A 17459-nucleotide genomic window follows, 5' to 3' on the forward strand; every position below is an offset into this window, starting at 1 on the left:
TCCACCGTTGATGATCTCCACGCCTCCCGAACATCAAGAGCAGAGCGCAGACGCGGCAGGCGGCCGTGCGCATTTCCTGCAGGTGTTCCTGTCCCAGCGTTCGCAGATGGAAGCGTTGGTCAGTCGCCGGGTGGGTTGCCGTGCGACGGCGGCGGACCTGGTGCAGGATTTGTTCCTGCGCTTCTGGCGCCGGCCACTGGTACAGGTCGAGGAACTCAGCACTTACCTGCTGCGCTGCGCCGGCAATATCGCCATCGACCACCTGCGCAGCGAAGGCGCCCGGGTGCGCAGCAGTGAAGGGTGGCTGCCGGAACAGCAGGATAACCAAGGCTCCGAGCCCCAGGCCGCGCTGGAGGCGGGCAATGATCTGCGCCATGTCGAAGCGGCCCTGCGCAGCCTGCCGGAACGCACCCGGCAGATTTTCCTGCTCAACCGCATCCATGGCCGCAAGTACGCGGAAATCGCCAAGGCCATGGGCCTGTCCCAAAGTGCCGTGGAAAAACATATGATGCGTGCCCTCGAAGCCTGCAAGGCCAGCCTTCGTGAACCATCGCCAAGGAAAGCCCCGTGAGCGCCACTGCCCGCGTCACCCCGACGCCCGACCAGGAACAGGCCGCACTGGCCTGGCTGAGTTTGTTGCACGACCAGCCCAGCAGTGGCGACCAGGCCACGTTCAGCCATTGGCTGCGGGCCGATCCGGCGCATGTCGAGGCCTACGCCCAGGCCCAGGTGCTGTGGGAATTGAGTGAAGTACCGGCCAGAGCGTTGGCGGATGAGGATGCCCTGGCGTTGCAGGGTTACTTGAGCGCGATGAATACCTCGAAACGCTCCAGCGTGCGGCGCTGGTCTGGCGCCCTGGCCATGGCCGCCTGCCTGCTTGTGATGATTTCGATGGGCGCCGGCTGGCAGCCGTCGCGTTGGGTCGATGATTTCGGTGCGGATTACGTCACCGCTCCGGGTCAGGTGAAGACGGTGAGGTTGGCCGATCAAAGTCAGGTCACCCTGGACGCCGACAGCGCCATTGCGGTGGATTTCAGCCATGGTGAGCGCCATATCCAACTTCGGCGGGGCGCCGGATTTTTCAGTGTGACCCACACGGGCGAGTCCTTCGTGGTCGAAGCTGGCAGCGGTGAAGCACGGGTGCTGGGCACGCAGTTTGAGGTGCGCCTGCAACCGGCGGGTGCGCAGGTGACGGTGTTGTCCGGCCGGGTTGGCGTTACGCCATCCAAGTATGGGCAGCAACAGATTCTGACGGCCGGCCAGCAAGTGGCCTACGCCGATGGTGTTGCCGATGAGCTGCACGCGGTCGACAGCGAGTCGCGCCTGGCTTGGCGCGACGGTTGGCTCAATTACTACAAGGCGCCCCTGGCCGACGTAGTGCAAGACCTCGGCCGCTACTATCCCGGTCGTATTCTCCTGCTCAATGAGGACCTCGGCGCTCGGCGTGTCAGTGGCAGTTTCCCAAGCAAGGATCCCCAGGCGGTGCTCAATGCGCTGCAGGCCGTCTTGGGGTTTGAACAGCACACGCTGCTCGGTCGGATGATCGTATTGCGCTAGGTACAGAGCGCTACGCCGCAATAGCGTAGCGCTGTCATTACTTGCACCTTCCTTCCTCGAAGATCCCCACGCCTCGGCACATCGGTGTCCGTAGACCTTTCATTTAACCTTCATCGCAATCGCCAAAACCTGTAACCAAATCGTTACGTGATGCACGGATGATCCTCGGATTCCTGAGCAGGTGGTCAGGAAGATTGGCGGCGCTGTTCACCCAGCCAAAACCGCCAATACCTCCCCCATAACAACAGATAGATGCATGTAAGGGATCTACCCGTGACCTACAACAAACTCTATGCCCTGCTTTTAGCATCGGGCCTGGGCGGCTTTGCGCCGCTGGTTCTGGCAGACGACTCCCAGGATGTCGGTTCGGTGCACGTCGCCGGCGAACGTACCCTGGGCACCGGCCACATGATTCAGGAAGAAAGTGCCAAGGCCCGGTCCACCGTGACCAAGGAAGCCATGGACGAAATGTCCCCGACGGCCAACGCCATCGACAAGCTCAAGTACACCCCGGGCATCAACGTATCCAACGATGACGCCAGCGGCATGAGCGGCACAAGTTTCACCATGCGCGGCATGAACTCCGACCAAGTCGGAGTTTCCATGGACGGCGTGCCGATCAACGACTCCGGCAGCTATGGCGTGTACGCCAACCAGTTGGGCGATCCGGAAAACGTCGGCGAAGTGTTTGTCACCCAGGGCTCCTCGGAAGCGGACGGCCCGCACATTGGTTCCAGCGGCGGCAATATCGGCATGGTCACGATCCGGCCGACCAAAGAGCCAGGCTTGTTCGTCAAACAATCCATCGGCTCGAACAACCTGACAAAGTCCTTCGCACGGCTCAACACCGGCGACCTGGGCGGCTTCAAGACCTGGGTCTCGGCCTCTCACACCGAAGGCGACAAGTGGCGCGGCAAGGGCACTGTGCGCGGTGACAAGGTGGAGTGGAGCACGCTGTTCGAAGACGACAATGGCAACTCCAGCAACTTCACCATGAAGTACAACAAGCAGGAAAACTACAACTACAACACCCTGAGCAAGGCCCAGTTCCAACAACAGGGGCGGCGCCTGGATTACGCGGAAACCCCTGTCTACAAAAACGGCTTGCTGTCGTCTTCCTACAAGCTCAACCGCAACCCCTTCGAAAGTGTCATGACCACCTTCACCCAGCGCTGGCGCCTGCGTGATGACCTGGCCCTGACGGTTGCGCCTTACTACTACTGGGGCAACGGCGGCAGTTTCAGCGGCCAGACCGCGACCAACCTGGGGCCGAAGTCCGACAAGGCCGGTAACTACGACCTGGGTAACCTCCAGTCGGCCAACTACTACCGGCCGTCGTGGACCGAAACCTGGCGCCCTGGCGTCACGGTCAAAATGAAATGGGACATCAACGAGGAACACAGCCTGGATTACGGCTACTGGTACGAGCGCGCTCGCCAGCGCCAGACCCAGCCGTATATCGGGATCAACAGCGAAGGTGCACCGGACGACATCTGGGGGGATTACAACAGCGGCGGCCAGGTGGTCGACAAGAACGGCAAGACCGTCCAGGGCCGCCACCAGTACACCGTGACCCCGGCCCAGAAACTGTGGGTGCAGGACAGCTGGCAAGCCACGCCAGACCTGAGTTTTGTCGGCGGGCTGGCGTACCAGTACGTCGAGCGTGATGGCGACAACCTGGGCAGTCTGTACGACAAGCCGGAAAAGCGTAACGCCCGTTACCACCAGTTCCTGCCGAACTTCAGTGCCAAGTACCAGGTCGATGAGAGCAACCAGGCGTTCTACAACGTCACCCGCAACATGCGCACCCCGCAGAACTACGTGCTGTACAACAAGGGTGACTCCCTCAGCCTCAACCCCGAGCTGAGCTGGAACCAGGAACTGGGCTGGCGCTACACCGAAGAGAAAATGGCCTTGAGCGCCACTCTGTTCTACATCACCTTCAAGCATCGTCAGCTGTCGACCACCGACTTGAACGGTGACTATGTGATGGCCAACGTCGGTGATGTGACCAACAAAGGCCTGGAGCTGGAGTGGAGCGGCCTGCTGCCATACAACTTCAACTACTACGCGTCGTACACCTACACCCAGTCCGAGCAGCAGGACGACTTTGTCAGCAAGAACGTGTTATTGCCGACCAAGGGCAACCAGTTGGCCAACGTGCCGGAAAACATGCTCAACCTGGTCTTTGGTTACGACGACAAGCGCTACTACGGCAACATTGCCGGCAAGTATGTCGGGGCGTTCTACGGCGATTTGACCAACAACGAGAAAATCTCCGGGCGCACCGTGTTCGACCTCAACGCCGGTATCTACCTGCCGGTGGACAAGAAGGTCTTCAAATCGGCTGCGCTGCGCTTCTCGATGCTCAACGTGTTTGATAAGGAATACTTGAGCTCGGCACGCACCGTGTCGTTCAACTCGGCGCCGGTGAATGGCCTGGCGGCCAGCTCGGCGTATTACAACGTGGGTGAAGAGCGTACGGCGATGGTTTCCCTGGAAGCCAATTTCTGATCTGTACGCAACCCAATGTGGGAGCGGGCTTGCTCGCGAATGCGGTGGTTCAGTCAATACATCTGGCGACTGCCCCACCGCTTTCGCGAGCAAGCCCGCTCCCACATTTGATCTGCGGTGTTTTACAGAGTGAGTGACTTCAGGGCCGCCATGATCGCTTCAGGGTTGTAATCGCGAATCAGCGTGCCATTCACGTCCACAAACGGAATCCCGCCGCCCCCCAGCGCCTCATACGCCTTGCGCGCCTGGGCGTCCTTCTCGATATCGAACGTCTGGTAGGGAATCCCCTTGGAATCCAGAAAGCGCCGGATCTGCTTGCAGTAGCCGCACCACTCGGTGGAATACAGCACCACGCGCGCCGCCGCGCGTGTCTGTTCCGGCACCACCTGCGAGGGGTTGAACAGCCGCTCGATCTTGCCCCAGTTCTGGAAAACCACCACCACCAGCAACACCAGCAGGACTTTCTTCAGAACCCCGCCCAGCATCAGTTGCGACGCTTGAGCTGGTCGGTCAGCTGGGTCGGCAGGCCCTTGATGATCAAGGTGCCGGCGGCTTCGTCGTATTCGATCTTGTCGCCCAACAGATGCGCTTCAAAGCTGATGGACAAGCCTTCGGCGCGGCCGGTGAAGCGACGGAACTGGTTCAGGGTGCGTTTATCCGCCGGGATTTCCGGCGACAGGCCGTAGTCCTTGTTGCGGATGTGATCGTAGAAGGCTTTTGGCCGATCTTCATCGATCAACCCAGACAGCTCTTCCAGGCCCATTGGCTCGCCGAGCTTGGCCTGGCTGCTGGCGTAGTCCACCAGGGTCTTGGTTTTCTCGCGGGCGGACTCGTCCGGCAAGTCTTCGCTTTCGACGAAGTCACTGAAGGCCTTGAGCAGGGTGCGGGTCTCGCCCGGGCCGTCGACACCTTCCTGGCAGCCGATAAAGTCGCGGAAGTACTCCGAGACCTTCTTGCCATTCTTGCCCTTGATAAAGGAGATGTACTGCTTGGACTGCTTGTTGTTCTGCCATTCGGACACGTTGATCCGCGCGGCCAGGTGCAGTTGGCCCAGGTCGAGGTGGCGCGATGGCGTCACGTCCAACTGATCGGTCACTGCCACGCCTTCACTGTGGTGCAGCAGGGCGATCGCCAGGTAATCGGTCATGCCCTGTTGATAGTGGGCAAACAGCACGTGGCCGCCGGTGGAGAGGTTGGACTCCTCCATCAGCTTCTGCAGGTGTTCCACCGCAATGCGGCTGAACGCGGTGAAATCCTTGCCGCCGTCGAAATACTCCTTCAACCAGCCGCTGAACGGGTGCGCGCCGGACTCGGCATGGAAAAAGCCCCAGGCCTTGCCTTGTTTGGCGTTGTAGCTCTCGTTGAGGTCGGCAAGCATGTTCTCGATCGCGGCCGACTCGGCAAGCTCGGAGTCGCGGGCGTGGAGAACTGCGGGGGTGCCGTCGGGTTTTTTGTCGATCAGGTGGACGATGCAATGACGGATCGGCATGGGCTTCTCGGCTGGTTGAAGGGGAGTGGTCGGGCTCCCGGAAAAAGTCGCCAGTGTACCGCACCCGCTGGGGATGGCGCTGTTCGGAGGGCGTTTTGAGCGCTATCCGACGGGCCATATGCCTTTTTTTCACGGTTTAGAGCGATAAAGCTGACCAAATGGGTATGTTGAGGCGGATATTTCCCCGTCTCTGTGCTAGTTTTGCCCCGTCTTACGCGCAGTCTGGGCGTTAAGCGTGCATTCAGCATTTGTCAGGTCGAACCAAACCCGGTTTCAGGTATCTATAACCCCGATCTTCGTGGTTATAGCCCTTGGGTGCCAGGCCTTGATGGCAGGGCTCGATGGCTGACACTGCACTCTGCAATCCAAATGAATTTGATAGGGAAGGAACACCACAATGGCTATTACTAAAGACCAACTGATCGCTGATCTGGCTGAATCCACTGGCGCCACCAAAGTTCAAGTGCGTGCAGTGATTGAACAACTGAGCCAGATCGTTGCTGATCAGCTGGAAAACGGCGGCGAAATCACTCTGCCAGGCGTTGGCAAACTGAAAGTGACCGAGCGTCCTGCCCGTACTGGCCGTAACCCTTCGACTGGCGCTGCCATCGAAATCGCTGCCAAGAAAGTTATCAAGCTGGTTGTGGCAAAAAGCCTGACCGACGCTGTTAACAAGTAAGACGCAGCAAAAAAAACCGTGCTCCGGAGCGATCCGGGCACGGTTTTTTGTTGCCTGCGGTTTTTAATCCTTACGCGCCCAGCGCTGGCGCCATACCTGTTGCTCGCTCGGGGTCTGGAAAGTCCAGGCGACGAAGCGGCTCTGCTTCTGGCCCTGGGACATCTCCACCACCTGGCTCTCCAGCACACCGGCCTTTTTCAGCGCCGTCTGGATCGCCGGCAGGTTTGAGGCCTTCGACACCAGGGTGCTGAACCACAGCACTTTATGTTGGAAATGCGCGCTCTCAGCGATCAGCTGCGTCACAAACCGCGCTTCACCGCCTTCACACCACAATTCCGCCGACTGGCCACCGAAGTTCAATACCGGCAACTTGCGCTTCGGATCAGCCTTGCCCAGTGCACGCCACTTACGTTCGCTGCCCTTGGTCGCTTCATCCATGGACGCGTGGAAGGGCGGGTTGCACAGGGTCAGGTCAAAACGCTCACCCGGCTCCAGCAGGCCCAGCAGGATCTGCTTGGGATTGGTTTGCTGGCGCAGCTGGATGGCCTTGTTCAGCCCGTTGGACTGCACGATCGCCTTGGCGGCGGCCACGGCCGTCGGGTCGACTTCCGAACCGAGGAAATTCCAGCGGTATTCGCTGTAGCCGATCAACGGATAGACGCAGTTGGCGCCCATGCCGATGTCCAGCACCTTCACCGGCGCGCCACGGGGGATCACGCCTTCGTTGACGCTGGCCAGCAGGTCGGCGAGGAAGTGCACGTAGTCGGCACGCCCCGGAACCGGTGGGCACAGGTAATCAGCCGGAATGTCCCAGTGATTGATGCCGTAGAACGCCTTGAGCAGCGCCCGGTTAAACACCCGCACCGCGTCGGGGCTGGCGAAGTCGATGCTTTCCTTTCCGTACGGGTTGATGATCACGAATTGCGCCAGTTCCGGCGTGGTCTTGATCATCGCCTGGAAGTCGTAACGGCCCTGGTGGCGGTTACGCGGGTGCAAGGTAGCCTCTTTGCGCGGAACGACGGGCAAGGCCGGCGTCGTGGGTTTAGGCTTCTTGCGCGGTGCTTTGGGTGTGCTGGGGGCGGTCATGGGCTGCGTCGATTCTGCGTTTGTTTCAAAAGTGGCGGGTATTGTCACACATTCCTTGGTCGAACTCGGTCAAATGTGGGAGCTGGCTTGCCTGCGATGCAGGCGACTCGGTGTATCTGCCAGACCGAGGCGATGCCATCGCAGGCAAGCCAGCTCCCACATTGATCGGGTTTCCAAAGAGAAATAACGGTGTTTTTCCAAGCAAAAAAAAGAGACCCGAAGGTCTCTTTTTTCACACGGGCTGCCCCTTACAGGCTGGAAATCCGCACGTGCTGCTCCGCCAGCTTGCCCAAAGCCTGTTCAGCTTCAGCCAGTTTGGCGCGTTCTTTCTCGATGACTTCAGCCGGAGCCTTGTCGACGAACGCCGCGTTGGACAGCTTGCCGCCCACCCGCTGCACTTCGCCTTGCAGGCGCAGGATTTCCTTGTCCAGGCGCGCCAGTTCGGCACCTTTGTCGATCAGGCCGGCCATCGGCACCAGCACTTCCATCTCGCCAACCAGTGCGGTGGCGGACAGCGGTGCTTCGGCGCCAGCGGCCAATACGGTGATCGACTCCAGCTTCGCCAGCTTCTTGAGCAGCGCGTCGTTCTCGGTGAGGCGGCGCTGATCTTCGGCGCTGGCGTTCTTCACGAACACGGCCAGTGGCTTGCCCGGACCGATGTTCATCTCGGCGCGAATGTTGCGCGTGCCCATCATCAGGGTCTTGAGCCACTCGATATCGCTTTCGGCCGCCTCATCAATGCGGGCTTCGTTGGCCACCGGCCAAGGTTGCAGCATGATGGTCTTGCCGTCTTTGCCCGCCAGCGGCGCGATGCGCTGCCAGATTTCTTCGGTGATAAACGGCATGAACGGATGCGCCAGGCGCAGCGCCACTTCCAGTACGCGTACCAGGGTGTGACGGGTGCCGCGCTGACGTTCGATCGGCGAGTTCTCGTCCCACAGCACGGGCTTGGACAGTTCCAGGTACCAGTCGCAATACTGGTTCCAGATGAACTCGTACAAGGCCTGTGCCGCCAGGTCGAAGCGGAACTGGTCGAGTTGACGGGTCACTTCGGCTTCGGTGCGCTGCAACTGGGAGATGATCCAGCGGTCCGCCAGGGACAGCTCGATGGCCTCGCCGTTCTGGCCGCAGTCTTCGCCTTTATCCAGCACGTAGCGCGCGGCGTTCCAGATCTTGTTGCAGAAGTTGCGATAGCCTTCGACGCGGCCCATGTCGAACTTGATGTCGCGACCGGTGGACGCCAGCGAGCAGAAGGTGAAGCGCAGGGCGTCGGTGCCGTAGCTGGCGATGCCGTCGGCGAATTCATCGCGGGTCTGCTTCTCGATCTTCTTCGCCAGTTTCGGCTGCATCAGGCCCGAGGTGCGTTTCTGCACCAGGGTTTCCAGGTCGATGCCGTCGATGATGTCCAATGGGTCCAGGACGTTGCCCTTGGATTTGGACATCTTCTGGCCCTGGCCATCACGCACCAGGCCGTGGACGTATACGGTCTTGAACGGTACCTGCGGCGTGCCGTCTTCGTTCTTCACCAAGTGCATGGTGAGCATGATCATCCGGGCAACCCAGAAGAAAATGATGTCGAAGCCGGTGACCAGCACGTCGGTGGAGTGGAATTTCTTCAGGAATTCGGTCTGTTGCGGCCAGCCCAAGGTGGAGAACGTCCACAGGCCCGAGCTGAACCAGGTGTCCAGTACGTCGTTGTCCTGTTGCAGCGCCACGTCCGGGCCGAGGTTGTGCTTGGCACGTACTTCGGCTTCGTCGCGGCCAACGTAGACCTTGCCCGACTCGTCGTACCAGGCCGGAATCCGGTGGCCCCACCACAGCTGACGGCTGATGCACCAATCCTGGATGTCGCGCATCCACGAGAAGTACATGTTTTCGTACTGCTTGGGCACGAACGCGATGCGGCCGTCTTCCACGGCGGCAATTGCCGGTTCAGCCAAAGGCTTGGTGGACACATACCACTGGTCGGTCAGCCAAGGCTCGATGACGGTACCGGAGCGGTCGCCTTTCGGCACTTTCAGGGCGTGGTCGTCAACGCTGACCAGTAGGCCGGCGGCATCGAAGGCGGCAACGATCTGCTTGCGTGCTTCAAAACGGTCGAGGCCGGCGTATTCGGCCGGGATCTTGCCGTCGATGCTCTCGTTCAGCGTGCCGTCGAGGTTGAACACCTGACAGGCCGGCAGAACAGCGGCGTTCTTGTCGAAGATGTTCAGCAGCGGCAGGTTATGGCGCTTGCCGACTTCGTAGTCGTTGAAATCGTGGGCCGGGGTGATTTTCACGCAGCCGGTGCCGAATTCAGGGTCGCAGTAGTCGTCTGCGATGATCGGGATGCGACGGCCGACCAGCGGCAGCTCAACGAACTTGCCGATCAGCGCCTGGTAGCGCTCGTCGTTTGGGTTAACCGCGACGGCGGCGTCGCCGAGCATGGTTTCCGGACGGGTGGTGGCGACGATCAGGTAGTCGTTGCCTTCGGCGGTCTTGGCGCCGTCAGCCAGCGGGTACTTGAGGTTCCACAGGAAACCTTTCTCTTCGTGGTTTTCCACTTCAAGGTCGGAAATCGCCGTGTGCAGCTTGGTGTCCCAGTTGACCAGGCGCTTGCCGCGATAGATCAGGCCGTCTTCATGCAGGCGCACGAAGGCTTCTTTCACGGCCTCCGACAGGCCGTCGTCCATGGTGAAGCGCTCGCGGCTCCAGTCGACGGACGAACCCAGGCGACGAATCTGACGGCTGATGTTGCCGCCGGACTGATCCTTCCATTCCCAGATTTTCTCCAGGAATTTCTCGCGACCCAGGTCGTGACGGTTCTGGCCGGTGGCTTCCAGTTGGCGTTCCACCAGCATCTGGGTGGCGATACCGGCGTGGTCGGTACCTGGCTGCCACAGGGTGTTGCGACCCTGCATGCGGCGGAAACGAATCAGGGCATCCATGATCGCATTGTTGAAGCCATGGCCCATGTGCAGGCTGCCAGTGACGTTCGGTGGCGGAATCATGATGGTGTAGGCATCGCCCGCGCCTTGCGGAGCGAAATAATTCTCGGACTCCCAGGTCTGGTACCAGGAAGTTTCAATAGCGTGCGGCTGGTAGGTCTTATCCATGCGCGGCGGGACCCTAGTTGGCATTAATTCAGGAAAGCCGACAAGTATAACGGGGGATAGGGGAGAGGGCGAGTTGAAGACGGGCTTAACGGTGGCGCCGATCAAATGTGGGAGCGGGCTGGTGTGGGAGCGGGCTTGCTCGCGAAGACGGTGTAACAGTCACCCAATGTATTGACTGAACCACCGCTTTCGCGAGCAAGCCCGCTCCCACAGGGGATATGTGTCAGCCTTAGTTCTGGTACTGGCTCAACAACCGCTCCATGCGCGCATCCAGTCGACGCTTGATCTCGGTTTCGATATGCGGGGCAAAATCGTCGATCACGTCTTGCATGATCAGTTGCGCAGCGGCGCGCAGTTCGTTGTCCAGGTGCAGCAGCAGGGCGTCAGGCGCTTTCTCGGCGGCAGGCACGGCCACTGCCGGCGCGGGGGCTGCTTGCTCCACGGGCGTTTCGACAGGCTCCGGCGCAACAGGCTTGCCACCGACCATATCGAACAACAAGGGAATTTGTACGTCACCGTTGACCGCATCGGTCAGCAGCGGCGGTTGCAGGTCATCATCACCGAGCAGCTTGCGGATCGACTCAAGGTCGTCCAGCAGGTGGTCAGGGTCTTTTAGCGGGTTTGGAGTGTCCATCATGTGCTCAAAGTCGTTGTAGCCGGTGATCTTGCAGAGAATAGCCCTGTTCACGGTAGAAACGGAAACTCTCCCGTGCGGCCTGACGAATAGCCGGGTCTTCCACCACCACTTCCGCCACACGGGCGAAGCCCTTGGCGAAGGCCGGTACTTTCAGGTCGAGGTTGACCAGCAGGTCTGTGTGATCGCCACAGTTGTCGCCCAGACCCAATACCACCAGGCCTTCCGGCTCTGATTCGGCGGGGCCGTGGGGCACGAAGCTTTCGCCCTTGAAGCGCCACAGGCGGGCGTCGAGGTCATCACGCTGGGCGGCATCGCTGCAATGCAGGTAGATGCGGTGACCCATGCGCCAGGCTTTTTCGGTGAGCTTGCAGGCAAAGTCCAGGCGCGCGGAAGGATCGGCGCTGGGCAATATATAGAAGTCGACTTGGGTCATTGCGGTTCCTGAGCCCCGGGCGGCTTTACAGGCGCCCGGGGATCTTCATTTTCAGGCTTTGGCGCGGTCCAGCAGGTACTGGGTCAGCAATGGAACCGGACGGCCAGTGGCGCCCTTGTCCTTGCCGCCGCTGGTCCAGGCAGTGCCGGCGATGTCCAGGTGCGCCCAGTTGAAGTTCTTGGCGAAACGCGACAGGAAGCACGCGGCGGTGATGGTGCCGGCTTTCGGGCCACCAATGTTGGCGATGTCGGCGAACGGGCTGTCCAGCTGTTCCTGATATTCATCGAACAGCGGCAGTTGCCAGGCGCGGTCGTCTGCCGCCTGGCCGGCGCTGAGCAGTTGGCCGATCAGTTCGTCGTTGTTGCCCAGCAGGCCCGATGTGTGGGCGCCCAGGGCAACCACGCAGGCACCGGTCAGGGTGGCGATGTCGATCACGGCTTGCGGCTTGAAGCGCTCGGCGTAGGTCAGGGCGTCGCACAGCACCAGGCGGCCTTCGGCGTCGGTGTTGAGGATTTCCACGGTCTGGCCGCTGAGGGTGGTGACGATGTCGCCCGGACGGGTCGCGCCGCCGCTCGGCATGTTTTCGGCGCAGGCCAGGATGCACACCAGGTTGATCGGCAGCTTGAGTTCCAGCACGGCCCGCAGGGTGCCGAACACGCTGGCGGCGCCGCCCATGTCGTACTTCATCTCGTCCATGCCCAGGCCCGGCTTGAGGCTGATGCCGCCGGTGTCGAAGGTGATGCCTTTACCCACCAGGGCATATGGCTTCTCGGACTTCTTGCCGCCGTTGTATTGCATCACGATCAGGCGTGGCGGCTGGTCGCTGCCCTGGCCTACGGCATAGAACGAGCCCATGCCCAGTTCCTTGATCTTTTTCTCATCCAGGACTTCGACTTTCAGGCCCTTGAATTCCTTGCCCAGCGCCTTGGCTTGTTCGCCCAGGTAAGTCGGATGGCAGATGTTCGGTGGCAGGTTGCCCAGGTCTCGGGTGAACGCCATGCCGCCGGCGATGGCCTGGGCGTGGGTCACGGCGCGTTCGACTTCTGCCTGGGCAGCCTTGATGGTCAGCAGGGTGACTTTTTTCAGGGCGCGGGGTTCGGCCTTGGTGCTCTTGAACTGATCGAAGACGTAGCCGCCGTCCAGCAGGCTTTCGGCCAGCAGACGGGTCTTGCCGTAGCTGTCGCGGCCCTTGACCACGATTTCGTCCAGTGCCAGGGCTGCGTCGGTGCCGCCCAGGCCCTTGAGGGTAGTGAGGATGCCGCTGATGATCTTGCGGAACGGACGGTCGCCCAGTTCGGCGTCTTTACCGACGCCCACCAGCAATACGCGGTCGGCTTTAAGGTTAGGCAGGCTTTGCAGCAGTAGGCTTTGGCCGACCTTGCCGGCCAGGTCACCGCGCTTGAGGACTGCGCTGATGGCGCCGCCGCTCAGTTCGTCCAGTTGCTTGGCGGCAACGCCGAGCTTGCGGCCTTCGCCGACAGCGACCACGAGGGTGGCGGTTTTCAACGTTTCGGGGCTAACGCTTTTTACAACCAGTTCCATTTTCGGGTCCCTTATAAAGGTCAGTGAGCCAGGAGTCTGTACTCCGGCTTGTAAGCTTGGCAGCCTGTAGGCCGCCCGCGACAAAGGCCGCAGTTTGAACCTCGCCGCCTGAGCCTGACAACCCTTGTGGGCAGCTTTGTGCACGCGTATGAGCAAGCTCCGTGACAGGTGCGGTCAATCACAGGATAATGCGCCATCTTTTTAGCCGGCCTGCAGCATTGGGTCGACTCGATATGCTTGCTTGTTTGGCCGCCTTAGCCTGACAACCCTGGAGTGTCTGGTTTGATCGTCTTCCGTTATCTGTCCCGCGAAGTCCTGTTGACCCTGAGTGCCGTGAGTGCGGTATTGCTGGTCATCATCATGAGTGGTCGTTTCGTCAAATACCTCGCCCAGGCCGCCTCGGGCGCCCTGGATCCGGGCTCGCTGTTCCTGATCATGGGCTTTCGCCTGCCGGGCTTCCTGCAACTGATCCTGCCGTTGGGCCTGTTTCTCGGGATTCTGCTGGCCTACGGCCGCTTGTACCTTGAAAGCGAAATGACCGTGTTATCGGCCACCGGCATGAGCCAGCAACGCTTGCTGGCCATGACCATGGTTCCGGCCACCGGTATCGCCCTGGTCGTGGCCTGGTTGAGCTTGAGCCTGGCGCCCCAGGGTGCCCTGCAGTTCCAGCTGGTGCTCAACAAACAGGACGCCATGACCGAATTCGACACCCTGGAGCCGGGCCGCTTTCAAGCGCTCAACGATGGCACCCGGGTGACCTATACCGAGCAAATGACGGATGACCGTGCCAACCTGGGCGGTGTGTTCATCTCCCAGAAAAACCTTGGCCAGAACCAGAAAGACCGTGGTATTTCGATTCTGGTGGCCGACAAGGGACGTCAGGAGGTGCGCCCGGACGGCAGCCGCTACCTGATCCTGGAGGACGGCTATCGTTATGACGGCAGCCCCGGCCAGGCTGATTACCGCGCAATCAAGTACGACACCTATGGTGTGATGCTGGCCCGGCCGGACGTCAGCGACGAGGTCACCGACCGTGACGCGATCCCGACGCCAGACCTGATCGGCAGCAAGGAATTGCGCTCGATCGCCGAGCTGCAATGGCGTATTTCCCTGCCGCTGCTGGTCTTTATCGTGACCTTGATGGCCGTGCCGCTGTCCCGGGTCAACCCGCGCCAGGGCCGCTTCCTCAAACTGTTGCCGGCAATCCTGCTTTATATGGCTTACCTGACCATCCTGATTTCCGCCCGTGGCTCCCTGGAGAAGGGCAAGCTGTCGCCGACCCTCGGGTTGTGGTGGGTCCACGGGATCTTCCTGGCGATTGGCCTGGGCCTGCTTTATTGGGAACCGTTGCGCCTGAAGATGAAGAGTCGTCGCAGCATGAAGGAGATGGCTCGTGGTTAAGCTCGACCGCTACATTGGTAGCAGCGTCCTGGTCGCAATCCTTGCGGTATTGGGCATTATTCTGGGGCTTGCCTCGTTGTTCGCTTTCATTGATGAAGTCGGCAACGTCAGCGAGACCTACACCGTAACCGACGTCCTGAGCTACGTGGCGCTGACGGCACCCCGTCGTCTCTACGACATGATGCCGATGGCCGCGCTGATCGGCTGCCTGATCGGCTTGGGCAGCCTGGCCAGCAACAGCGAGCTGACCATCATGCGCGCGGCGGGTGTTTCCATCGGCCGCATCGTGTGGGCGGTCATGAAGCCGATGCTGTTGCTGATGGCGGTCAGCGTGCTGATCGGTGAATACGTGGCGCCCCCTGCCGAATCCACCGCCCAGGCCAACCGCGCCCTGGCCCAGGGTTCGGGGGATGCCCAAAGCTCCAAGCATGGCCTGTGGCACCGCCAGGGTGAGGAATTTATCCACATCAACGCCGTGCAACCAGACGGCTTGCTGGTCGGTGTCACTCGCTACCGCTTCGATAAAGAACGTCACCTGTTGTCGTCCAGTTTCGCCAAACGCGCACAGTACAGCGACGAAAAGTGGCAACTGAGCGATGTGACCACCACCTATTTCCGTGAAATCGGCAAGGGCGCGGCGTCGAGCACTGAAGTCATCAATGTGCCGACGGAGCAGTGGGACATTGCCCTCAAGCCCGAATTGCTGAACACCGTGGTGATGATCCCGGAAAGCCTGCCTATCTCTGGCCTGTGGAGCTATATCCATTACCTCAAGGACCAGGGCTTGAACAACGGTCGTTACTGGCTGGCGTTTTGGGTCAAGGTGTTGCAGCCGGTGGTGACCGCTGCGCTGGTGCTGATGGCGATTTCGTTCATCTTTGGCCCGTTGCGTTCCGTAACCCTTGGCCAGCGCGTGTTTACTGGCGTGCTGGTGGGCTTCACCTTCCGTATCGCCCAGGACCTGCTCGGGCCGTCCAGCCTGGTATTCGGATTCTCGCCGCTGTTTGCGGTGCTGGTGCCGACGGCTATTTGCGCCTTGGCCGGCTTCTGGCTGTTGCGTCGGGCCGGTTGAGCCCGCGCGTATGAACAAAAAATGCCCCGTTCGAACGACCGGGGCATTTTTGTTCTTGGTCACCATGGATGACGTCAGGTCTGCGCATCAGGTACAATTCCCGGCTATTTTTCAGCGGGCAGTCTGCCTGCAGCCTTTTTGAGTGTTGATCCGTGAGTGATTTGAGTCATATCCGCAATTTCTCCATCATCGCCCACATTGACCATGGCAAGTCGACGCTGGCCGATCGATTTATCCAGATGTGCGGCGGCCTTGCCGAGCGTGAAATGGAAGCCCAGGTGCTGGACTCCATGGACCTCGAGCGCGAGCGCGGGATCACCATCAAGGCCCACAGCGTTACTCTGTATTACACCGCCAAAGACGGTATCAAGTACCAGCTCAACTTCATTGACACCCCGGGCCACGTCGACTTCACCTATGAAGTCAGCCGTTCCCTGGCGGCCTGTGAAGGCGCGTTGCTGGTAGTGGACGCGGGCCAGGGCGTCGAAGCCCAGTCCGTAGCCAACTGCTACACCGCCATCGAGCAAGGCCTGGAAGTGATGCCGGTGCTGAACAAGATCGACCTGCCACAGGCCGATCCGGACCGCGTCAAGGAAGAGATCGAGAAGATCATCGGCATTGACGCCACCGACGCCGTCGAGTGCAGTGCCAAGACCGGCCTGGGCGTCGACGAAGTGCTCGAGCGCCTGGTCAAGACCATTCCGGCGCCTACCGGCAACTACGAAGATCCGCTGCAAGCGTTGATCATCGACTCCTGGTTCGACAACTACCTGGGCGTTGTTTCCCTGGTACGCGTGCGCCACGGCCGCGTGAAGAAGGGCGACAAGATCCTGGTCAAATCCACCGGCAAGATCCACCTGGTGGACAGCGTCGGTGTGTTCAACCCCAAGCACACCGCGACCACTGATCTGAAAGCCGGCGAAGTGGGCTTCATCATCGCCGGTATCAAGGACATCCACGGTGCACCGGTAGGTGACACCCTGACCTTGAGCTCCACCCCTGACGTCGACGTGCTGCCGGGCTTCAAACGCATCCAGCCGCAGGTCTACGCCGGCCTGTTCCCGGTCAGCTCCGACGACTTCGAGGATTTCCGCGAAGCCCTGCAGAAGCTGACCCTCAACGACTCGTCGTTGCAGTACACCCCGGAAAGCTCCGACGCCCTGGGCTTCGGCTTCCGCTGCGGGTTCCTGGGCATGCTGCACATGGAAATCATCCAGGAGCGCCTCGAGCGCGAATACGACCTGGACCTGATCACCACCGCGCCGACGGTTATTTTTGAGCTGGCGCTGAAAACCGGTGAAACGATTTACGTCGACAACCCGTCCAAGCTTCCGGATCTGTCTTCCATCGAAGACATGCGCGAGCCGATCGTGCGGGCCAATATTCTTGTGCCGCAAGAACACCTGGGCAACGTCATTACCCTGTGTATCGAAAAGCGTGGCGTACAACACGACATGCTGTTCCTCGGTACCCAGGTGCAAGTGACCTACGATTTGCCGATGAACGAAGTGGTCCTGGACTTCTTCGACCGTCTCAAATCCACCAGCCGCGGCTATGCTTCGCTGGATTACCATTTTGATCGTTACCAATCAGCTAATCTGGTGAAGCTGGATGTGCTGATCAACGGCGACAAGGTCGATGCCCTGGCGCTGATCGTGCACAAGGACAACGCGCACTATAAAGGTCGCCAGTTGACCGAAAAGATGAAAGAACTGATTCCGCGCCAGATGTTCGACGTCGCGATCCAGGCCGCCATTGGCGGGCAGATCATTGCGCGGACCTCCGTCAAGGCACTCAGAAAGAACGTACTGGCCAAATGCTATGGCGGCGACGTCAGCCGTAAGCGCAAGCTGCTCGAGAAGCAAAAGGCCGGTAAAAAACGCATGAAGCAAGTGGGCAACGTGGAAATTCCACAAGAAGCCTTCCTTGCGGTGCTCAGGTTGGATAGTTAGGT

14 protein-coding genes are annotated in these 17459 nt (G+C 60.3%); 7 read left to right on the top strand and 7 right to left on the bottom strand.

Annotated features, from left to right (window positions below):
* The first annotated feature begins 7 nt into the window (after nucleotides 1-7).
* From D109_RS0105605 to D109_RS0105615, 3 genes are all read left to right on the top strand, one after another.
* On the top strand, nucleotides 8-571 hold the full coding sequence (locus tag D109_RS0105605) for an RNA polymerase sigma factor (RefSeq protein WP_026077798.1): 564 nt from the start codon (nucleotides 8-10) through the stop codon (nucleotides 569-571).
* Nucleotides 568-1557 (top strand): FecR family protein, encoded by a 990-nt coding sequence (locus tag D109_RS0105610; protein ID WP_017476059.1) that lies wholly within the window; start codon nucleotides 568-570, stop codon nucleotides 1555-1557. Before D109_RS0105605 ends, D109_RS0105610 begins: the two co-directional genes overlap by 4 nt.
* A 273-nt stretch (nucleotides 1558-1830) precedes the next feature.
* Entirely contained in the window at nucleotides 1831-4071 is a 2241-nt protein-coding gene (locus D109_RS0105615; protein WP_017476060.1) for a TonB-dependent receptor, read from the top strand.
* Nucleotides 4072-4193: 122 nt separating this feature from the next.
* On the opposite strand, the gene D109_RS0105620 is transcribed toward D109_RS0105615, so the two are convergent.
* Together D109_RS0105620 and yejK are read right to left on the bottom strand one after the other, a co-directional pair.
* A complete protein-coding gene (locus tag D109_RS0105620; protein ID WP_017476061.1) occupies nucleotides 4194-4556 on the bottom strand; it encodes a glutaredoxin family protein in 363 nt (120 codons plus the stop codon).
* Nucleotides 4556-5560 carry a nucleoid-associated protein YejK gene (gene yejK / locus D109_RS0105625; protein WP_003212745.1) on the bottom strand — a complete coding sequence of 335 codons (1005 nt, stop codon included), beginning with the start codon at nucleotides 5558-5560 and terminating at the stop codon, nucleotides 4556-4558. The genes D109_RS0105620 and yejK overlap by 1 nt, the downstream gene beginning before the upstream one ends.
* A gap of 397 nt (nucleotides 5561-5957) precedes the next feature.
* On the opposite strand from yejK, the gene D109_RS0105630 reads away from it, so the two are divergent.
* Entirely contained in the window at nucleotides 5958-6239 is a 282-nt protein-coding gene (locus tag D109_RS0105630) for an HU family DNA-binding protein (protein WP_017476062.1), read from the top strand.
* Nucleotides 6240-6302: 63 nt separating this feature from the next.
* Here D109_RS0105630 and rlmF read toward each other — a convergent pair whose 3' ends face one another.
* The 5 genes from rlmF to D109_RS0105655 form a co-directional block, all read right to left on the bottom strand.
* Nucleotides 6303-7325: a 23S rRNA (adenine(1618)-N(6))-methyltransferase RlmF gene (rlmF, locus tag D109_RS0105635; RefSeq protein ID WP_026077799.1), complete on the bottom strand. Its 1023-nt coding sequence runs from the start codon at nucleotides 7323-7325 to the stop codon at nucleotides 6303-6305.
* Nucleotides 7326-7573: 248 nt separating this feature from the next.
* Nucleotides 7574-10420 carry a valine--tRNA ligase gene (locus tag D109_RS0105640; RefSeq protein WP_017476064.1) on the bottom strand — a complete coding sequence of 949 codons (2847 nt, stop codon included), beginning with the start codon at nucleotides 10418-10420 and terminating at the stop codon, nucleotides 7574-7576.
* 229 nt (nucleotides 10421-10649) lie between these two features.
* Nucleotides 10650-11054, bottom strand: coding sequence for a hypothetical protein (locus tag D109_RS0105645; protein WP_017476065.1), 405 nt, complete (start codon nucleotides 11052-11054; stop codon nucleotides 10650-10652).
* Nucleotides 11055-11061: 7 nt separating this feature from the next.
* On the bottom strand, nucleotides 11062-11490 hold the full coding sequence (locus tag D109_RS0105650; RefSeq protein WP_017476066.1) for a DNA polymerase III subunit chi: 429 nt from the start codon (nucleotides 11488-11490) through the stop codon (nucleotides 11062-11064).
* Between the two features lie 51 nt (nucleotides 11491-11541).
* Entirely contained in the window at nucleotides 11542-13032 is a 1491-nt protein-coding gene (locus D109_RS0105655) for a leucyl aminopeptidase (RefSeq protein ID WP_017476067.1), read from the bottom strand.
* Nucleotides 13033-13314: 282 nt separating this feature from the next.
* Here D109_RS0105655 and lptF point away from each other — a divergent pair, with 282 nt between their 5' ends.
* The 3 genes from lptF to lepA all read left to right on the top strand — a co-directional run bounded on the left by lptF (nucleotide 13315) and on the right by lepA (nucleotide 17457).
* Nucleotides 13315-14433, top strand: coding sequence for an LPS export ABC transporter permease LptF (gene lptF, locus D109_RS0105660; RefSeq protein ID WP_017476068.1), 1119 nt, complete (start codon nucleotides 13315-13317; stop codon nucleotides 14431-14433).
* A complete protein-coding gene (lptG, locus tag D109_RS0105665; protein WP_017476069.1) occupies nucleotides 14426-15505 on the top strand; it encodes an LPS export ABC transporter permease LptG in 1080 nt (359 codons plus the stop codon). Before lptF ends, lptG begins: the two co-directional genes overlap by 8 nt.
* A 152-nt stretch (nucleotides 15506-15657) precedes the next feature.
* Nucleotides 15658-17457 carry a translation elongation factor 4 gene (gene lepA / locus D109_RS0105670; RefSeq protein WP_003210439.1) on the top strand — a complete coding sequence of 600 codons (1800 nt, stop codon included), beginning with the start codon at nucleotides 15658-15660 and terminating at the stop codon, nucleotides 17455-17457.
* Nucleotides 17458-17459 lie beyond the last annotated feature (2 nt).

The sequence above is a fragment of the Pseudomonas sp. PAMC 26793 genome (genome assembly GCF_000313235.1).
In the GTDB taxonomy this organism is placed as follows: domain Bacteria; phylum Pseudomonadota; class Gammaproteobacteria; order Pseudomonadales; family Pseudomonadaceae; genus Aquipseudomonas; species Aquipseudomonas yamanorum.

Coding starts and splice junctions, on each gene's coding strand:
- D109_RS0105620 (WP_017476061.1), bottom strand. CDS start 4,556: ATGCTGGGCGGGGTTCTGAAGAAAGTCCTGCTGGTGTTGCTGGTGGTG.
- yejK (WP_003212745.1), bottom strand. CDS start 5,560: ATGCCGATCCGTCATTGCATCGTCCACCTGATCGACAAAAAACCCGAC.
- D109_RS0105630 (WP_017476062.1), top strand. CDS start 5,958: ATGGCTATTACTAAAGACCAACTGATCGCTGATCTGGCTGAATCCACT.
- rlmF (WP_026077799.1), bottom strand. CDS start 7,325: ATGACCGCCCCCAGCACACCCAAAGCACCGCGCAAGAAGCCTAAACCC.
- D109_RS0105640 (WP_017476064.1), bottom strand. CDS start 10,420: ATGGATAAGACCTACCAGCCGCACGCTATTGAAACTTCCTGGTACCAG.
- D109_RS0105645 (WP_017476065.1), bottom strand. CDS start 11,054: ATGGACACTCCAAACCCGCTAAAAGACCCTGACCACCTGCTGGACGAC.
- D109_RS0105650 (WP_017476066.1), bottom strand. CDS start 11,490: ATGACCCAAGTCGACTTCTATATATTGCCCAGCGCCGATCCTTCCGCG.
- D109_RS0105655 (WP_017476067.1), bottom strand. CDS start 13,032: ATGGAACTGGTTGTAAAAAGCGTTAGCCCCGAAACGTTGAAAACCGCC.